Below are 17134 nucleotides of genomic sequence, written 5' to 3'. Positions count from 1 at the left end.
AACGATACCAGTAGGTTATGGTGGTCGGGTGGGGAGGCGGGGTGGGCGGTATGAGTTCACGTCAGTGAACTTTGGTATTACAATGCCTGTCGGCGTTTACACATGACGCCGGAGCATGATTGAACTGGCCGTTACAGCTTTACGCCGACTGTAACGCCATAGGTGCGCGGCGGCGCGACCGTGCCAACCCGCACGCTGTTGTACAGCGGGGCGGTGATGATGTTGTTGGAAAACACGAAATGGTTGGTCAGGTTGCGGCCCCAGATGTCCAGGCTCCAGCGTTTGTCGGCCGAGGTATAGCTGATCCCGGCGTTGATCAGCGCATAGGGCGCCTGCGTGGCGTCGGCATTGTTGAATTCGGTGAAATAGACCCGGTCCTGCCAGTTCACTTCGCCGCGCAGGTTGATCTTGCCCGGCATATCAATCGGCAGATCATAGTTTGCGCCCGCCCGGAACGAAAATTCCGGCGCATTGTCCAGCGTGTTGCCGGCCAGGCTGACCGGGTCAAAGTTTGCGCGGTAATAGCCGTTCTCGAACTTGCGGTATTTGGCATTGAGATAGGTGCCGAACAGTTCCAGCGTCAGCCCGGTGGCCGGACGCGCGCGCAATTCCGCCTCTACCCCATAGTTGCGCGCCGATGCGGCGTTGACGGTTGAAACAATGCTCGCGGCGTTGACGAAACCGACCTGCAGGTTGGAATAGCTCATGTAAAAGGCGGACAGATTGGCCTGCAACCGGTTGTTGAGCGCGGCGGTCTTGACCCCCAGTTCATAGCTCCAGACATATTCGGGATCGATCACGGCGTTGGCCGAACCGACGTTGATCACCCCGGATTTGAACCCGCGCGTGATCGTTGCATAGATCAGCGTGTTGGGATCGACCTGATAGTTCAGCGTTGCGGTCGGGGTGAACGCGTCCCAGGCCTTTTGCTTGTCGGTCGGCACATGCGTGGCCAGAAAATCGAACACGCCGCTGCCCTGGCGTTTTTCATGGCTGAACCGCCCGCCGAGTGTCAGTTTCAACTGGTCGGTGAAGGCATAAGTCCCCTGCGCGTACAGCCCGATCGCATCGATTTTGACGGTGCCCTGCTGCAAATAACTTTTCGCATTGAATGTATCGGCCGGCAGGCCAAACAGAATGCCCAGGTTGGTCAAGGGCACGCGCACTTCGCCCGACAGGTCTTCATGGAAATACATCGCGCCAATCACGGCATCGATGCGGTCTTTCTTGTAGTTGCCGACAAATTCCTGGCTGTAGCTTTTGCTGGTTTCGGTGTAATTGTTCTGGCCAAATATGTCGACGTTGGAACCGTTAAGATCGTCGCGGTTGAACCGGTCAAAATAGTGATACGATGAAATCGATTTGATCGACCAGTTTTCCGGGGTCCATTCCAGTGTGCCAATCACGCTGGTGCCATTGCGGTGGTTGATCGGGTCGGTGCCTGAATACAGATTGCGCAGATTGGCCTTTACGCCCTTGGCCGCCGCGATCGTAAAGATCGATTGCCCGCCCAGCAGCGCACCCAGCTTGTTTTCCGGCGCAACCGTTGGCCCAAAGTAATGGAACGCATAGTTGTTGTCGCTTTCGTGGAAGGTTTCCGCCGACAACAGGATGCTGACATCGGTCGCCGGTTTGAACAGCAGGCTGCCGCGAAAGGCATAGGCGTTGCGGTTGTCGATCTGGCTACCGGTAAATTCGTTGACGCCATAGCCGTCGCGCACGTCATATTTGCCGGCAACGCGGATCATCACACGGTCTTTGACCAGCGCACCCCCGGCTGCGCCTTCGACCGACACGGCGCTGTAATTGCCATACGTGACGCGCATATAACCATCGGCTTCGCTGGTCGGACGCTTGGTAATCAGGTTGATCGCGCCAGCGGTCGCGCCCCGGCCATACAGCGTGCCCTGCGGCCCGCGCAGCACTTCGACCTGGGCCAGATCGTAAAAACCGGCCAGCTGTGCCGCCGGACGCGGGATCTGCGCACCGTCCTGCAGAAACGCGACGCCGCCATCGGCGCCCAGATCGATGCTGGTCAGGCCGATGCCGCGGATAAAGATGCGGTTGACCCCGAACTGGTCGCCCACCGACAGGTTGGGGATCGACGATGCCAGCGATTGGACATCCTTGATCTTGCCCGCGCCAAGATCACCGGCCTGAACCGCGGTGACCGATGCTGCGACCTTTGACAAGGCAGACGAACTGCGCGTGGCGGTAACGACGATATCGCCCAGGCCCTGTTGCGCGGCCGAATCCGTTTTGGCCGCCTGTTGCGCCTGGGCAGGGTTGGCCATCAGCGCCGCGCCGGACAGGCCCATTACGACCAGCCCATGCCAGGAAACCGCCGCCCGCAAAGCCGCACCCGTTGTCGAAAACCCCATCATCGTTCTCCCCCGCCAGTGATCGAACGCGTTTTTCCGCGCCGTCATTTTTATACTATCGCGTAGATATATTGTATCTTAGGTAGCTTGCAAGTCGCAATCGTCACCGCTGACGGTTTGGGCAGGACGGAGAGTGGGATTGAACACGCACAGGGCAACGGGCAGGGCCGACCACCCCGGTGAGGTCACGCCATCCGCCGGGCCGGTTTCAGACAATCTTGGCCCTGACCTGGCCGAACTGGCGCACAATCCCGTGCAGTTGCGCGCGGCGCTCGATGGCGCGGATGCCGCGACGCTGCTGCTGGTGCTGGTGCAGTTTACCGGTGATCACGATCTGCTCGACCGCGCCAGACCGTATATTTCCGGCCCGCTGAACTACCACGAAACCATGCCGGACGTGCTGCGCAGCGAAATCCGCGACCGGCTGGCCACGGTGCTGATCGACTATGCGCAAGGGCGACGCCCGTTGCCGCCAATCCCCGCCGGCGATGCGCTGCGCGCCATGCTCAGCACTGCGGCGGGTGAGGATGTGGCCGAAGATTACACCGCCATGATGCGCGAAGATCTGGAACCGGCCGGGGTTGATCCGCGCGGCATGGTCTGGCGCGCCGCCCCCGATCCGGCGCGTCTGGCGCAATTCCCGGTGGCGATTATCGGTGGCGGCATGTCGGGGCTGTGCGCCGCGATCCGCCTGAAACAGGCGGGGCTGCCGTTTGTGATCCTGGAAAAGAACCAGGCGGTCGGCGGCAGCTGGTATGAAAATTTCTACCCCGGTTGCGGCGTTGACACCCCCAACCATTTTTATTCCTATTCGTTTTTCCTGAACCATGACTGGTCGCATTTTTTCGCCAAACGCGATGAATTGTGGGCCTATTTTGAACAGGCAGCGGATCGTTTCGGTATCCGCGACCATATCCGCTTTGGCACAGAGGTGGTTTCGGCGGTCTGGTCGGACAGTGACAGCGATTGGCTGCTGACGCTGGCCAGCGCCGATGGAACGCACGAACAGATCCGTGCAAAGGCGGTGATTTCGGCAGTGGGCGTGCTCAATCGTCCCAAACTGCCCGACATCCCGGGGCGCGAAAGCTTTGCCGGGCCAGCGCTGCACACGGCGGCGTGGAACAATGATTTTGACTGGCGCGGTAAACGCGTCGGGCTGATCGGCACCGGCGCGTCGGGGCAACAGGTCGGGCCGACGATCGCACCCGATGTGGCGCAGCTGACCATTTTTCAGCGTTCGCCGCATTGGGTCGTACCCAACCCCAATTATTTTGCCGAAGTGTCCGACGGGATGAAATGGGCGCTGGCGCATATTCCCTATTTTGCGCGGTGGTACCGTTTTCAGCTGTTCTGGGCCTTTGCCGATGGCCTGCACGCCACGCTCAAGGTTGATCCCGCCTGGGATGATGGCGGCCTGTCGATCAATGCCAAAAACGCGCGCCACCGCGAATTCATGGTGCGCTATCTGCGCAGCAAACTGGGGGAAGGATCGCCGCTGATCGACAAGGTCACGCCCGGTTATCCGCCCTATGGCAAACGCATCCTGATCGACAACAACTGGTTCGAAATGTTGCAGCGCGACAATGTCGATCTGGAAACCGGGCGCATCGCGCGCATCGTGCCCGATGGCATTGAAATGGCCGATGGCCAGCACATCGCGCTGGATGCACTGATCTATGCCACCGGGTTCCAGGCGAGCAAAGTGCTGGCACCGATGACCATCACGGGGGTCGGCGGCAAGGACCTGCACGCATTCTGGGGCCCGGATGACGCGGCGGCCTATCTGGGCACGATGGTCCCGGGATTTCCCAATTTTTTCATGCTGATGGGGCCCAACACCGGGCTGGCCCACGGCGGCAACGTGATCTTTATCACCGAATGCCAGGTGCGCTATATTCTGGGCGCGCTGCGGCAGGTGATCGAACAGGGCGCGCAATCGGTCGATGTAAAGCCGGCGGTGTTTGCCGACCATATTGCCGAGGTCGACCGGTTGCATGCCGGGATGGTGTGGACCCACAAGGGCCTGACCAACTGGTATCGCAACGATCACGGCCGGGTGTTTGCGTTGCTGCCCTATCGCCTGGTCGAATATTGGCAGATGACCCGCACCTTCGCCCCGGAAGATTACACCATAACATGACCGTGATTTACGAAGATCTGGGCCCGCAGGGCCAGATCATGGGCGTGTGCGCGCCGGAATTTTCCGGCGTGCTGGATGCCTTTCGCGCCAATTTTCTGACCGGCGGCGAAGTGGGGGCGAGCGTCTGCCTGGTGCGCGGCGATGATGCACCGGTCGATCTGTGGGGCGGGATCGCGCAGGCCGGCACTGCAGATGCCGCGCCGGTGCCGTGGCACCACGATACCATTGGCATCGTCTATTCCTGCACCAAGGGCGCCGCGGCGCTGTGTTTGCACCACCTGATCGATCAGGGAAAAATCGGTTACGACGATCTGGTCGCCGACATCTGGCCCGCGTTTGCGGTTGGCGGCAAAGCGGCGACCACGGTGGCGATGATGCTGTGCCACACGTCGCCGGTACCGCATTTGCGCGAACCGATCGCGGCCGGCGGGCTGACCGATTGGGACTATATGGTCGATCGGGTCGCCGCCGAACCGGCGTTCTGGCAGCCCGGCACACGCCAGGGCTATCACGCACTGACGTATGCCTGGACGGTCGGAAATCTGGTGCGGCTGATCGCGGGCCAGCCGCTGGGGCGCTATTTCGCCGACGAAATTGCCGGGCCGCTCGGGCTCGATTTCCATATTGGTCTGCCCGCAGCGCTGGAAAGCCGCGTTGCGCCGATGATTGCCCCCGATCGGGCCGAGGTGAATTTCGCCTCGCGGTTTTTTCAGGCCGCCACGCGCGAATCGGGCAGTCTGCCCAATCTGTTTCTGACCAACCAGGGCGGCGCCGATTTCAACGCGCGCGACGTCCATGCCGCCGAAATCGCCAGCGCCAACGGCATGACCAATGCGCGCGGCCTGGCCGGGCTCTATGCCCCGCTGGCCAGGGGCGGCGCCGGCGTGCTGCGTGCGGACACGGTGGCCCGTCTGGGCCGGGTGTGCGCCGCCACGCTGGATGATGCCGTGTTGATGCAATCGATGCGGTTTGGCCTGGGTTTCATGGCCAGCATCGACAACCGGGCCAGCGGCGGCGACAGCCTGCTGATCGGCGAAAGCGCGTTTGGCCATGTTGGCATGGGTGGCAGCGTGGGGTTTGCCGACCCTGCCGCGGGCATCGGCTTTGGCTATACGATGAACCGCATGGGACCTGGCATCCTGCTCAATGCGCGCGGGCAGGGTCTGGTCGATGCGGTGTACCAGGCGCTGGGCTGGTCATCGCCTGACAGCGGCGCGTGGCGGGTATGAAGATCAGTGCGCCGCTTCGGCAGCGGCGGCCATTGTGTCGGTGCCGGTGGGACGCTGGCCGGTCCTGACCAGTAGCAACAGCGGCACCGCCAGGATGCACCCCACGCTCATCAGCAGAAAATCATCGAGATAGGCGATCATCGCCGCCTGCTGGTTGACCATGGCGTCGGCAATCCCCAGCACCGCACCGCTGGCGGGCGCAAAGGTGGAATTCATGTCGCCGGCAAACGGGATCAGCATTGGCGTGACATGGCTGCCGATTTCGGCATGGCTGATCTGGATATTGCGCGCCAGCAGCACGGTGCCGCTGGCAATCCCGACCGAGGCCCCGACATTGCGGAACAGCATCGTCAAACCGGATGCATCGGTGCGATAGCGCGGCGGCAACGTGGCAAACGAAATCAGGTTGACCGGCATGAATGAAAAGCTCAGCCCGACCCCCTGGATGATCCCGCTCACCACGATCGGCACGCGCGGCATGTCGATCGACCAGTGCGCCATCAGCCACAACGACAGCGACATCAGGCACAGCCCGATTGCCAGTTGCAGGCGCGGATCAACCCGGTTCATCCATCGCCCGAACAGCGTGATCGACAACAGCATGCCGATCCCGCGCGGCGCCAGCAACAGCCCGGCCTGCAACGGGCTATAGCCATAGATCTGTTGCAGCAGCCCGGGCAGCAGCGCCATCACCGACATCATCACCAGCCCGATCAGCGCGGTAAACACCAGCCCGATGGTAAAATTGCGGTCGCGGAACATGGCCGCGGGAAACAGCGGCATGGCGGTGGTGGTCAGATGGACGACCGCCATCCACGCGCACGATCCCGCCACGATCGCCTCCACCACGATTTCGGCCGAAGAAAACCAGTCGCGGTCCATCCCGCGATCGAGCACCAGTTGCAAGGCTGCGACGGTGCCTGCGATCAGCAGCCAGCCAAACAGATCAACCCGCCGTTCGCGCAAGGGGGTTTTCGGCAGATAGAGCCACAGCAGGATCGCACAGGCGATGCCCACCGGCAGATTGACATAGAACACCCACCGCCAGCTGAAATTGTCGGTCAGGTAACCACCGATGATCGGGCCAGAAATGGGCCCGATCATCACCCCTTGCGTATAGATCGACATCATCCGCGGCCGTTCGGCGGTGGTGCTGCTATCCAGGATCACGGTCTGTGCCAGCGGCCCCAGAAATGCCCCGGCAATCCCCTGCAACACGCGGAACAGCACCATCTGGTCCAGACTTTGCGCCGCGCCGCACAGCATCGATGCCAGCGTGAACAGCGTGACCGACCCCAGCAGCATGGTGCGGATGCCGATCCGGTCGACTAACCAGCCGGCCAGCGGCAGCACCACCGCCGATGCCAGCACGTAACTGGTCAGCACCCAAGAAATCGTATCGCGGGTCGCGCCCAGCGACGCGGCCATGTGCGGCAATGCGACATTGGCAATCGTCGTATCCAGCGTCTGCATGATCATGGCGGCCATGACCCCGGTCAGCAGCAGCGGCCGGTTTTTTACCAGCAGCGCAGGCACTTCGGGCCTGCCGGGCATTGCTGCGGTTCCGGCGCCTGCCACGACTATCGCGTTCCGGTATAGACGGTGACGTTGGAGCTCAATCCCGCGATCAGCGGGCGATCTGGCTTGCCGTTGCCCTGGCCATCGATGGCGATGCGCACCGGGACGCGCTGCACCACTTTCACCCAGTTGCCGGTGGCGTTCTGCGCGGGCAGCAGCGAAAATTCCGATCCCGTGCCCGCTCCGATCGAATCGACATGACCCTTCAGCACCAGCCCGGGATAGGCATCGATGGTCACCTCGGCGCGTTGCCCGGGGCGGATCTGGCCCAGATCGGTTTCCTTGAAATTGGCTTCGACGCGGGCGCCCTGATCCTTCACCAGCGACGCCATCGGCACGCCGGCAAATGCCATCTGCCCCACCTGCAACCGGGTAAGCTGGGTGGCAACGCCATCGGCCGGCGCGCGGATCACGGTGCGCGCCAGGTCCAGCGCGGCGCGCGCGCGCGCAGCACGCGCGGCGGCCACTGCCGGGTTTTGCCCGGGCACTTGCGACCCGGTGGCCAGCAAGGCGCGCGATTTGGTGACCGTCGCTTCCAGCGAGGCAACTTTGTCGCGCGCAGCGGCGACCGCGTGTTCGGCCTCGTCCATGCTGGCGCGGGTGTTGAAACCACGGTCCATCAGCGCCTTGCCGCGCGCGTAATTGGCCTGCGCCAGCGCCAGATCGTCGCGCGCGCTGGCGATATCGACCGTGTTGGCGCTGACTTCGGCCTGCAACGCGGTGATGCGCGCCTGGGCCGAGGCGATCTGCGCATCGGCAGAATCGACATTGGCCTCAAAATTGCCAGGGTTGATCGTGAACAGCACATCGCCGGCGTGCACATGCTGGTTTTCATGCACGCGCACCGATGTCACCACCCCGGTCAGTTCGGCCGCCATCGACACGATATCCTGTTTGACATAGGCGTTGTCGGTATCGACCTGGCCCGGCCGGCCAAACCAGTACCACAGCGCGCCGCCGATCAGCAGTGCCGGCCCGGCCAGCATCAGGATCGTCCGCCAGCGCCGGGTGCGGGTGCGTTGCACGTGGTCGGCCACCGCCATCGCGGCGGGGCTGGGGGTGGTGGCGGCGTCCGGTTGGGCGCGAAAGGGATCGGCCTCAGCCATGGGCCATGCTTTCGTGGGTAAGAACCGCGTCATCGGGCATATTGGCGGACAGATTGGCGCGCACGCGGTCCAGCAGCGCCAGCAGCGTGGCGTGTTCAGCCGGGCTGAACCCGGCCAGCGCTTCATCAAACACCCCGGCGGCAAACCCGGCCAGCCGGTCCATATGGCCATCGGCCTCTGCCGTCAGGAACAGCCGCCAGCTGCGCCGGTCATCGGGATCGTCGCGGCGCACCACCAGCCCGGCCTTTTCCAGCCGGTCGATCATCCGCCCGGCGGTAATCGCCTCCACTTCCAGCCAGCCGGCAATTGCGCACTGGTTGATCCCCGGCGTGCGGCGGATCGCCGCCAACATGCGCCATTGCGCGCCGGTCACGCCCAACTGGCGCGCCACCACGTTGAACCGTTTGCGGAACAGGCGCCCCACGTCGGTCGCAAGAAAGGCCACATTGTCTGTCATGCGGTGATGATAATAGCAGTGCTTATTATCGTCAAGGCAGCTTGGCAAACATGGCCCCATGGGCAAGACAACCGTCGCAACGGTCTCGACCACACCCCCTTGACCACACCCCGGCCAAGCGGGCACACCGTGCGGGCCATGCTTTTATGGGAGAGGGCCTGCATGTTCAGTCACATTATGATCGGCGCGACCGATATCGACGCCGCCAAAACGTTCTATGATGCTACGTTTGCTGCGTTCGGCGGTCCGGAAGGCTTTGTCGACCCCTATGGCCGGGTCGTCTATCAGCACAACGGCGGCATTTTCATCGTCACCAAGCCGATCGACGGCAACCCGGCCTGCGGTGCCAACGGTGGCACGATCGGCTTTGCGATGACCCCCGAACAGGCCGATGCCTGGTGGGCGGCCGGCCAGGCTGCTGGCGGCACCGCCTGCGAAGATCCGCCGGGGCCGCGCGAAGGCAGCCCGTACTACCTGGCATACTTGCGCGATCCGAGCGGCAACAAGCTGTGCGCGCTGAACGTCATCGGCGCGTAACGCCGGTCTGAAAAACTGCTGGCTGGGGCAGGATGCGGGATTGACCATCCGCGCATCCTGCCCCAGCGCTTTTCGCGATACAGATCACGCCCTGCAGGAACACACGACATGGAAACGGTTTCGACCACAAAGGCCCACGGCGGCACGCTGAGCGTTCACAGCCATGATTCGGTCGCGACGGGCACGAAAATGACGTTTTCGGTGTTCGTGCCGCCACAGGCCAGTGCGGGTGCAAAGCTGCCGGTGCTGTTCTATTTGTCGGGGCTGACCTGCACCCACGCCAATGTGACCGACAAGGGCGAATACCGCCGCGCCTGTGCCGAACTGGGCATTGTGTTCGTGGCGCCAGATACCTCCCCGCGCGGCGATGGCGTGGCCGATGATCCGGCCGGTTCCTATGATTTCGGGCTGGGCGCGGGGTTCTATGTCAACGCCACGGTCGCGCCGTTTGCGCGGCATTACCGCATGTGGGATTACATCGCCGACGAACTGCCCGCGCTGATCGCCGCCAATTTTCCCGTCGATCCGGCGCGCGCCGGGATCACCGGGCATTCGATGGGCGGCCATGGCGCGCTGACGCTGGGGCTGACTTATCCCGACCGCTTCAAATCGCTGTCAGCCTTCGCGCCGATCGTCGCGCCGGGGCAGGTACCCTGGGGGCACAAGGCGCTGGCCGGCTATCTGGGTGATGACCAGGCCGCGTGGCGCGCGCACGACGCCGTCGCGCTGATCACCGATGGCCACCGACCGGCGGGCGACATCCTGGTCGACCAGGGCGGTGCAGACAATTTCCTGGCCGAACAGCTGCGCCCCGATCTGCTGCGTGACGCAGCGGACACGGCCGGCATCGAACTGACACTGCGCCTGCAGCCGGGCTACGACCACAGCTACAACTTCATCTCAACCTTCATGGAAGACCACATCCGCTGGCACGCCGCGCGGTTGTGAGGGGGGCCAATTGCCGGCTACACCCCCAAATGCCAACTATACCCCCCATCCCCCGCTCATCCTGAGCCTGTCGAAGGATGCGCGATACGGTTGAATTCAGGGCGTTTCTGGTCAAGGGGCAAATGTCAGCGCGTGCCCTGCGACAGGCTCCGGACGAGCGGGCGTGGTGTTTTATCGATCAATTCGCAGATCGCGGGTGCCGCAACAGCCCCTCTACCGAACGTCCTTCGCCACCGCATCCAGCACGCCGTTGACAAACTTCGCCTCGCGCGCGTCAAAGAACGCGTGGGTTACGTCCAGGTATTCGTTGATCACCGTGCCCACGGTCACATCGGGGCGCGCGATCAGTTCATAGGTCGCGGCGCGCAGGATTTGCAGCATGGTCTTGTCCAGCCGCGCCAGTGACCAGCCTTCGGCCAGCCGCGCTGTCAGCCGGGTGTCGATTTCTTCGGCCCGCGCCACTGCGCCGCGCACCACGTCATCGAAAAACACCACATCGGCGTCGATGTATTCGACATCCTCGATCTCGCGGCCCAGACGATGCCGATGAAATTCATCGATCAGCGCGTTGAGATCTGGCGATTCCATCTGGTACTGGTACAGCGCCTGTACGGCGGCCAGCCGCGCGGCAGAGCGCGCGCGCGCTTCGATGCGACTGTCATTGCGGCTCATGGTTCAAATCTCACTTCAATCGATCGCGCGTGCGCGGTCAGCCCTTCGGCATTGGCCAGTTCGATTGCGGCGGGGCCGATCGCGGCCAGCGCAGCATCCCCCAGCGCGATGAACGACGTGCGTTTCATGAAATCCAGCACCGACAGGCCGGATGAAAACCGCGCGCGGCGCCCGGTGGGCAACACGTGGTTGGGCCCGGCGACATAATCGCCGATCGCCTCCGGCGTCATCCGGCCCAGGAATACCGATCCGGCGTGGCGAATTTGCGCAAACAGCGCGTCGGGATCATCGGTCGCGATCTCGACATGTTCGGCGGCGATGCGGTTGGCCAGCGCCGGCGCTTCATCCAGCGAGCCGACCACGATAATGGTGCCATAGCGGTCCCAGCTGTCGCGCGCGACTTGCGGCCGGGGCAGCAGCGCCAGTTCGGCATCGACCGCCGCCGCCACCGCATCGGCAAACGCAGCATCATCGGTGATCAGGATCGATTGCGCCGCCGGATCATGTTCGGCCTGGCTCAACAGGTCGGCGGCGATCCAGTGCGGATCGTTGCGCGCGTCGGCAATCACCAGAATTTCGGATGGGCCGGCCACCATGTCGATGCCGACCACGCCAAACAATTGCCGCTTCGCCTCTGCCACCCAGGCATTGCCGGGGCCGGTGATCACGTCGACCGGGCGGATACGATCGGTGCCATAGGCCAGCGCGGCAATCGCCTGCGCCCCGCCAATGCGCCACACTTCGTCCACCCCGGCCAGGTGCGCCGCGGCCAGCACCAGCGGGTTGATCACGCCATCGGGTGTTGGCGTGGCAATCACCAGCCGCTCCACCCCCGCCACTTTGGCCGGAATCGCATTCATCAACAGCGATGAGGGATAGGCCGCGCGCCCGCCCGGCACATACAGCCCGGCGCCATCGACCCCGCGCCAAACCGCGCCCAACCGCACGCCCTGATCATCGGTATAATCGCGGTTTTCGGGCAATTGCGCCATGTGATAGGCGCGGATGCGCTGCGCCGCCAGTTCCAGCGCCGCGCGCAGATCGGGGGTCAGCGCGTCATAGGCTTCGCGGCACAGATCGGCACCCACGCGCCAGTCATCGTCGGTTTCCGGCACAAAGCGATCGAACCGCGCGGTGTATTCGGCCAGCGCCGCATCGCCGCGCGTGCGCACATCGGCGATGATGCCGGCGACATCGCGCGCCACATCGGCATCGCTTTCGCGCCGGTCATCGACCAGCTTGGCAAAGGCCAGGGCAAAATCGGGGTCGGAGGAATGGAGCCGCAACATCACGCCGCCTTTCGCCGCGCGACCAGTTCGCGAAACGCATCGACCAGTGCGCCCAGCCTTGCGCTGTCGGTTTTCAGCGCGGCGCGGTTGACGATCAGCCGCGCCGATACCGCCATGATCGGGCTGGTTTCCACCAGGCCGTTTTCCTTCAGCGTGCGGCCGGTGGACACCAGATCGACGATCCGGCTGGCCAGCCCGAGCATCGGCGCCAGTTCCATCGCGCCGTTCAGCTTTACCACTTCGGCCTGCACCCCCAGCCGTTCAAAATGGCGGCGCGTCAGGTTGGGGTATTTGGTGGCGACCCGCGCGTGGCTTTCATTGGCGCTGGCGCCACTTTCCACCAGGCTGACCGGCTCGGCCACGCTCAGCCGGCAATGCCCGATGTCAAGATCGACCGGCGCGTACAGATCGGCATAGTCAAATTCGTCGATCACGTCCGACCCGACCACGCCCGCCTGCGCCGCGCCATGCGCGACAAACGTCGCCACATCGAACGCGCGCACGCGGATCAGGCGGATATCGGCGCGGTTGGTGGCAAAGCTCAACGCGCGGCTGCTCTTGTCGAAAAACTCCGCATGGGGCACTACCCCCGCTTGTTCAAGCAGCGGCAGGGCTTCATCAAGGATGCGGCCCTTGGGCAGGGCAAAGATCATGGGCGCGGTCATGGCTGCCACGCGCCCTATGGCAAAGGGCCGGAAAGGGCAACCCAAGGTGGAACCGATCACCCCATCCCCAACAGGCACCTTGCCCAATCCTGCGCCAAATCCCGACGTCGTCCGCGCGATCGCATGGCAGGCCGATCATGGCGATAAAAACCACGCGCCGATCACCGCGCGGGTGGTGCGTGCGCAACTGGCGCTGCTGACCGGGCCGACGCAAGTGGGCCGGCTGATGGCCAACTGGGGCGACACCGTGATGGAGGATGCGCTGCCGCTGCGGCTGACAGGCGGGCTGCACCACCTGCACCTTACCGCGCGCGACGATCGATTGGGCGCGGTGTTCCGGGGCGAAGTGACCGATCAGGCGGCGATCGATGCGGTGATTGGCGCGGTGGTGGCCGACCATGATGCCGATCTGTTGCCCTGGCTGGACGGCCCGCCGCAAACCAATGAGGCGGGGCGGTCGGCCAGTATCATGGCGGCGCTGCTGTGGCTGTCCGACCGGCTGGGACCGCGCTTTGAACTGAACGAGCTGGGCGCGAGTGCGGGGGTCAACACCATGCTGGACCGGTTCCGCTTTGATCTCGGCGGCGTGGTCACCGGGCCAGAAGCATCGCCAATGCGGATCGTGCCGCAATGGATCGGTCCGCCGCCGCCCGCAGTTCCGGTGGTGATCACTGCCATTCGCGGGTGTGACCGCGCGCCGGTCGATCTGACCGACCCGCACGCCGCGCAGCGGTTAAAGGGTTATGTCTGGGCCGACAACCCCCAACGCCTGGACCGGTTGGATGCGGCGATCGCGCTGGCACGGGCTGCGCGCCCGCGCGTCGATCATGCCGATGCCGGTGATTGGGTCGGGGCGCGGCTGGCCGCGCCGCAGGATACCGATACCACGCGGGTGATTTTTCATTCGATCGTGTGGCAATACCTGCCCGAGGCAACGCGTGCGGCCATCACCGCCGGGATTTTGGCCACCGGGGCGCGCGCCAGCGCCAGCCGCCGGCTGGCCTGGGTGCGACTGGAAACCAACCGCGAAACATTCCGCCACGAATTGACCGTGCGTCATTGGCCCGGCCCGGACGAGGACGTGGTGCTGGGCAATGCGCATGCACACGGCGCGTGGGTGGAATGGATGGGCTGATCAGCTCGCGCTGGCGTTGCGCCAGCGCAACCAACGTTCGCGCCAGCCGCCGTGGAACGATCCCCATTCCCACACCGCCACCACCAGCAGCACCGCGCTGCACCAGGCCGAAAAGCCGACTGCAGACATGGTGATGAACCGGGTGAGCACAATCAGCCCGGTCAGCAGCACCAGCCCCACCACATGGCTGAGCGGCAGCAGGCCGCGCAGGCTGAAAAAACGTTTGAACAGCGACAGCCCGCCCAGAAACCCGATCAGCCCGCCCGCGGTCGCCGCGATCTGTGCCGGGCTGGCCACCGCCTCTGGCGCCGCCATCAGCAGCGCATCGGCCACGGCAGAGGCCACCACGCTGGCGACGATGGGCAGGTGCATGTAAGTATAGGCATTGCGCGCGACCCGGCCGACATCGGCGCTTTGGGTAATGTGGCGCGCGCCGCGCTCGGCGCCGGTGTCGAAATAGATCCACCACATCAGCACGGACCCGGCGAAACAGGCCAGCAGCGCCAGCACGCGCGGGCCATCGGGCGCGCGTTCGGCAAAGGCCGCGCCGGTGACCACGATGCCTTCACCCAGCGCGATCAGCACGAACAGCGCAGCGCGTTCGGCCATGTGACTGCCCGATATCGCCCAGTCGCCGGCGGTTGACCGGCCCAGGCCCGGCACGCGGAAAAATGCAAAGGGCCCCGCATATTCGATGGCCAGCGCGACCGCCCACAGCATGACTTGCGCTTCGCGCGATGCCACCAGCGCGCCTGCCAGCCACAGCGGTGTGGCATAGCCAAACCAGCAGAATATGCGCAGCAGGTTGCGGCTGCCGGACGGATTTTCGTGCGCCATCGCCCACACCATGAACAGCGTGCGGCCCAATTGCAGTGCGCAATAGGCGCCGGCGAACACCAGCGCCTGGCGGTTGCCATCAAACGCGTGGGGCAGCACCGTCGCCATGATCAGGCTGGCCAGCATCGTCGCGATCAGCATCAGCCGCACCGGCACGGTTTCCGGATTGGCCCAATTGGTGGCCCACGAGGTGTAGATCCACGCCCACCACATCGCCAGGAACAGCAGCGCGGCCTCCACCAGCCCCGCCAGCCCCAGATGTGCGCGCATGAATTGCGAAATCTGCGTGATCGCAAACACGTAAACCAGGTCGAAAAACAGTTCGAGGTTGCTGACCGCCGCGTGGCTGCCGGCGCGGCGCAGCAGGCCCCGTGCCATGCGCGTCAGTCCGCCGTGGCCAGAAAGGCATCGATGCCGGCGTTGACCGCATCGGGTGCCTCCCACGGCACGAAATGCCCGCAATCGGGTATGCGCACCAGCGACAGGTCGGTGATATGCTGGTCGAGCCCGGCCAGGTTTTCGGGTGGCAGCGCGTGATCATCCATGCCCCAGATCACCAGCGTCGGAACGGTCAGCGGCGGCACCGGCAGCGCCAGAAAGCTGTCGGGCAGGGCATAAGGGGCATCCAGCGGCGGCACCATGACCGGGCTGGCGCGATACCAGCTGATCATGGCCAGTGCAGCGGCGGGATCGGCCCAGTCGGCCAGCAGCGCTGCGCGCTCCTCAGGCTCCATCCGCGACGATGCCGGGCCGGGCAGCACCCGCGCCAGCAGGGGCGCCAGGCCATGCGCCGCCAGATCGGCATCGATCGCGGGATCGCGAAAGGTGCGGAAATACTGGCTGGCGCGGCGCTGCACCGGGCTGGTCCACAACAGGCGCGGAAAGATCGCCGGATGCGGCGCGTTGGCGATGATCGCACGGGTCACGCGCCCGGCGGCCGCTGCGCCCGGCTGACCGGTCAGCGCCACGCCCCAGGCAATCGCGCCGCCCCAGTCATGGCCGATCACGGTGAAACGCTCCACCCCCAGCGCATCGGCCAGCCGGAACACGTCGCCGATCATTTTCGCGGGCGCATAGTGTTCCACGCCGACCGGCTTTGATGATCCGCGATAGCCGCGCTGGTCGGGTGCGATGCAGCGGAAACGCCCCGCCAGATGCGCGATCTGGTGCCGCCAGGTGCGGTGCGATTCGGGAAAGCCGTGCAGAAAGATCAGCGCCGGCGCATCGCGCGGGCCCACATCCACCACATCAAGCTCGATGCCGTTGCCCAGCGCGATGCGGGTGAGCGGCAGCGCGTTCATGCCTCTCGCGCCATGCGTTCGGCATAGCCCTGCGCCAGGACTGCGATCTTGTCGAACAGCGCGTCAGGCGTGCGGCGCAGTTCGGCGATATCGCGTTCCAGCCCCTCGGCGATGATGATCTCGCGTTCCCCGGCGGCCACGCGCGCAACGATGTCCTGCGCCACCACATCGGGGTCCAGCCCGTTTTCGATCGCCCTGTCGCTGGTGGCGCGCGGCGTGCCATCGGCGGTCAAGGCATTGCGCGAAACATTGGTGCGGACCGAACCCGGCGCCACGACATGCACCGACAGGCCCGCCGCCGCGATCTCTGACCGCAGCGCATCGGCATAGCCCACCAGCCCGAATTTCGCCGCGCAATAGGCGGTGCGCATCGGCACGCCGACTTTGCCGGCCACGCTGGCCATCATCACGATCCGGCCGGCGCCGCGCGCCACCATGCGCGGCAACAGCGCCTGGGTCAGCGCGATCGGCGCCATCAGGTCCACCGCGACAATGCGTTCGTACACCGCGTAATCGGTATCCACCGCCAGCGATCGTTGCGAAATTCCGGCATTGTTGACCAGCACATCAATCCCGCCGCTGCGGGTCGCGGCCCAGTCCCATGCGGTCTGCGCCGCTGCCAGCAGGGCCGCGTGGTCGGTCACTTCGAACGGCAGCACCAGCGTTTCCACCCCTTTCGCGGCCAGATCGTCCGCCACTGCGGTCAGCGCGTCATGGTTGCGCCCCGACAGCACCAGATGTGTGCCTTGCGCGGCCCAGGCGCGCGCCAGTGCCGCGCCAATGCCCGATGATGCGCCGGTAATCCATGCGACCGTCTGCGCCCCTGCCATCCCTGTTCCCCCGGTTTTATCTTTGTTTG

Annotated in this window: 15 protein-coding genes; 5 read left to right on the top strand and 10 right to left on the bottom strand. The window is 64.5% G+C overall.

Going from position 1 to position 17134, the window contains the following annotated elements; all coding sequences use genetic code 11:
* Positions 1-131: 131 nt before the first annotated feature.
* Entirely contained in the window at positions 132-2381 is a 2250-nt protein-coding gene (locus tag ABWP89_RS00465; RefSeq protein ID WP_353226466.1) for a TonB-dependent receptor, read from the bottom strand.
* A gap of 139 nt (positions 2382-2520) precedes the next feature.
* On the opposite strand from ABWP89_RS00465, the gene ABWP89_RS00460 reads away from it, so the two are divergent.
* Positions 2521-4521: a flavin-containing monooxygenase gene (locus tag ABWP89_RS00460; RefSeq protein ID WP_353226465.1), complete on the top strand. Its 2001-nt coding sequence runs from the start codon at positions 2521-2523 to the stop codon at positions 4519-4521.
* On the top strand, positions 4518-5750 hold the full coding sequence (locus ABWP89_RS00455; RefSeq protein WP_353226464.1) for a serine hydrolase domain-containing protein: 1233 nt from the start codon (positions 4518-4520) through the stop codon (positions 5748-5750). Before ABWP89_RS00460 ends, ABWP89_RS00455 begins: the two co-directional genes overlap by 4 nt.
* Before the next feature lie 3 nt (positions 5751-5753).
* On the opposite strand, the gene ABWP89_RS00450 is transcribed toward ABWP89_RS00455, so the two are convergent.
* Genes ABWP89_RS00450 through ABWP89_RS00440 form a run of 3 tightly spaced genes read right to left on the bottom strand, consistent with a single transcriptional unit; the run spans position 5754 to position 8879 of the window.
* Complete coding sequence (locus tag ABWP89_RS00450; protein ID WP_353226463.1) at positions 5754-7304, bottom strand: DHA2 family efflux MFS transporter permease subunit; 1551 nt, start codon at positions 7302-7304, stop codon at positions 5754-5756.
* Positions 7305-7330: 26 nt separating this feature from the next.
* Positions 7331-8434: an HlyD family secretion protein gene (locus ABWP89_RS00445; RefSeq protein ID WP_353226462.1), complete on the bottom strand. Its 1104-nt coding sequence runs from the start codon at positions 8432-8434 to the stop codon at positions 7331-7333.
* Positions 8427-8879 carry a MarR family winged helix-turn-helix transcriptional regulator gene (locus ABWP89_RS00440; protein WP_353226461.1) on the bottom strand — a complete coding sequence of 151 codons (453 nt, stop codon included), beginning with the start codon at positions 8877-8879 and terminating at the stop codon, positions 8427-8429. Before ABWP89_RS00440 ends, ABWP89_RS00445 begins: the two co-directional genes overlap by 8 nt.
* A gap of 174 nt (positions 8880-9053) precedes the next feature.
* On the opposite strand from ABWP89_RS00440, the gene ABWP89_RS00435 reads away from it, so the two are divergent.
* Positions 9054-9428, top strand: a complete 375-nt coding sequence (locus tag ABWP89_RS00435; RefSeq protein ID WP_353226460.1) for a VOC family protein — start codon at positions 9054-9056, stop codon at positions 9426-9428.
* Between the two features lie 108 nt (positions 9429-9536).
* Entirely contained in the window at positions 9537-10376 is an 840-nt protein-coding gene (fghA, locus tag ABWP89_RS00430; protein WP_353226459.1) for an S-formylglutathione hydrolase, read from the top strand.
* 213 nt (positions 10377-10589) lie between these two features.
* On the opposite strand, the gene nusB is transcribed toward fghA, so the two are convergent.
* From nusB to hisG, 3 genes are read right to left on the bottom strand one after another with little or no spacing between them, the layout of a single operon-like run.
* Complete coding sequence (gene nusB / locus ABWP89_RS00425; protein WP_353226458.1) at positions 10590-11048, bottom strand: transcription antitermination factor NusB; 459 nt, start codon at positions 11046-11048, stop codon at positions 10590-10592.
* Positions 11045-12337, bottom strand: coding sequence for a histidinol dehydrogenase (gene hisD, locus ABWP89_RS00420; RefSeq protein WP_353226457.1), 1293 nt, complete (start codon positions 12335-12337; stop codon positions 11045-11047). The genes nusB and hisD overlap by 4 nt, the downstream gene beginning before the upstream one ends.
* On the bottom strand, positions 12337-13002 hold the full coding sequence (gene hisG / locus ABWP89_RS00415; protein ID WP_353226456.1) for an ATP phosphoribosyltransferase: 666 nt from the start codon (positions 13000-13002) through the stop codon (positions 12337-12339). Before hisG ends, hisD begins: the two co-directional genes overlap by 1 nt.
* Positions 13003-13048: 46 nt before the next feature.
* Between hisG and ABWP89_RS00410 the strand changes: the two genes are divergently transcribed.
* On the top strand, positions 13049-14137 hold the full coding sequence (locus ABWP89_RS00410; protein ID WP_353226455.1) for a DUF2332 domain-containing protein: 1089 nt from the start codon (positions 13049-13051) through the stop codon (positions 14135-14137).
* Here the strand turns inward: ABWP89_RS00410 and ABWP89_RS00405 are convergent, their stop codons facing one another.
* Genes ABWP89_RS00405 through ABWP89_RS00395 form a run of 3 tightly spaced genes read right to left on the bottom strand, consistent with a single transcriptional unit; the run spans position 14138 to position 17105 of the window.
* The gene (locus tag ABWP89_RS00405) at positions 14138-15352 is read right to left on the bottom strand and encodes a low temperature requirement protein A (protein WP_353226454.1); all 1215 of its coding nucleotides are present in this window, start codon (positions 15350-15352) and stop codon (positions 14138-14140) included.
* Between the two features lie 5 nt (positions 15353-15357).
* Positions 15358-16275, bottom strand: a complete 918-nt coding sequence (locus ABWP89_RS00400) for an alpha/beta fold hydrolase (RefSeq protein ID WP_353226453.1) — start codon at positions 16273-16275, stop codon at positions 15358-15360.
* Complete coding sequence (locus tag ABWP89_RS00395) at positions 16272-17105, bottom strand: SDR family NAD(P)-dependent oxidoreductase (protein ID WP_353226452.1); 834 nt, start codon at positions 17103-17105, stop codon at positions 16272-16274. Before ABWP89_RS00395 ends, ABWP89_RS00400 begins: the two co-directional genes overlap by 4 nt.
* Positions 17106-17134: the final 29 nt, after the last annotated feature.

The organism is Novosphingobium sp. (assembly GCF_040398825.1).
GTDB lineage: Bacteria > Pseudomonadota > Alphaproteobacteria > Sphingomonadales > Sphingomonadaceae > Novosphingobium.
This window is presented reverse-complemented; position numbering and strand designations above follow the sequence as displayed.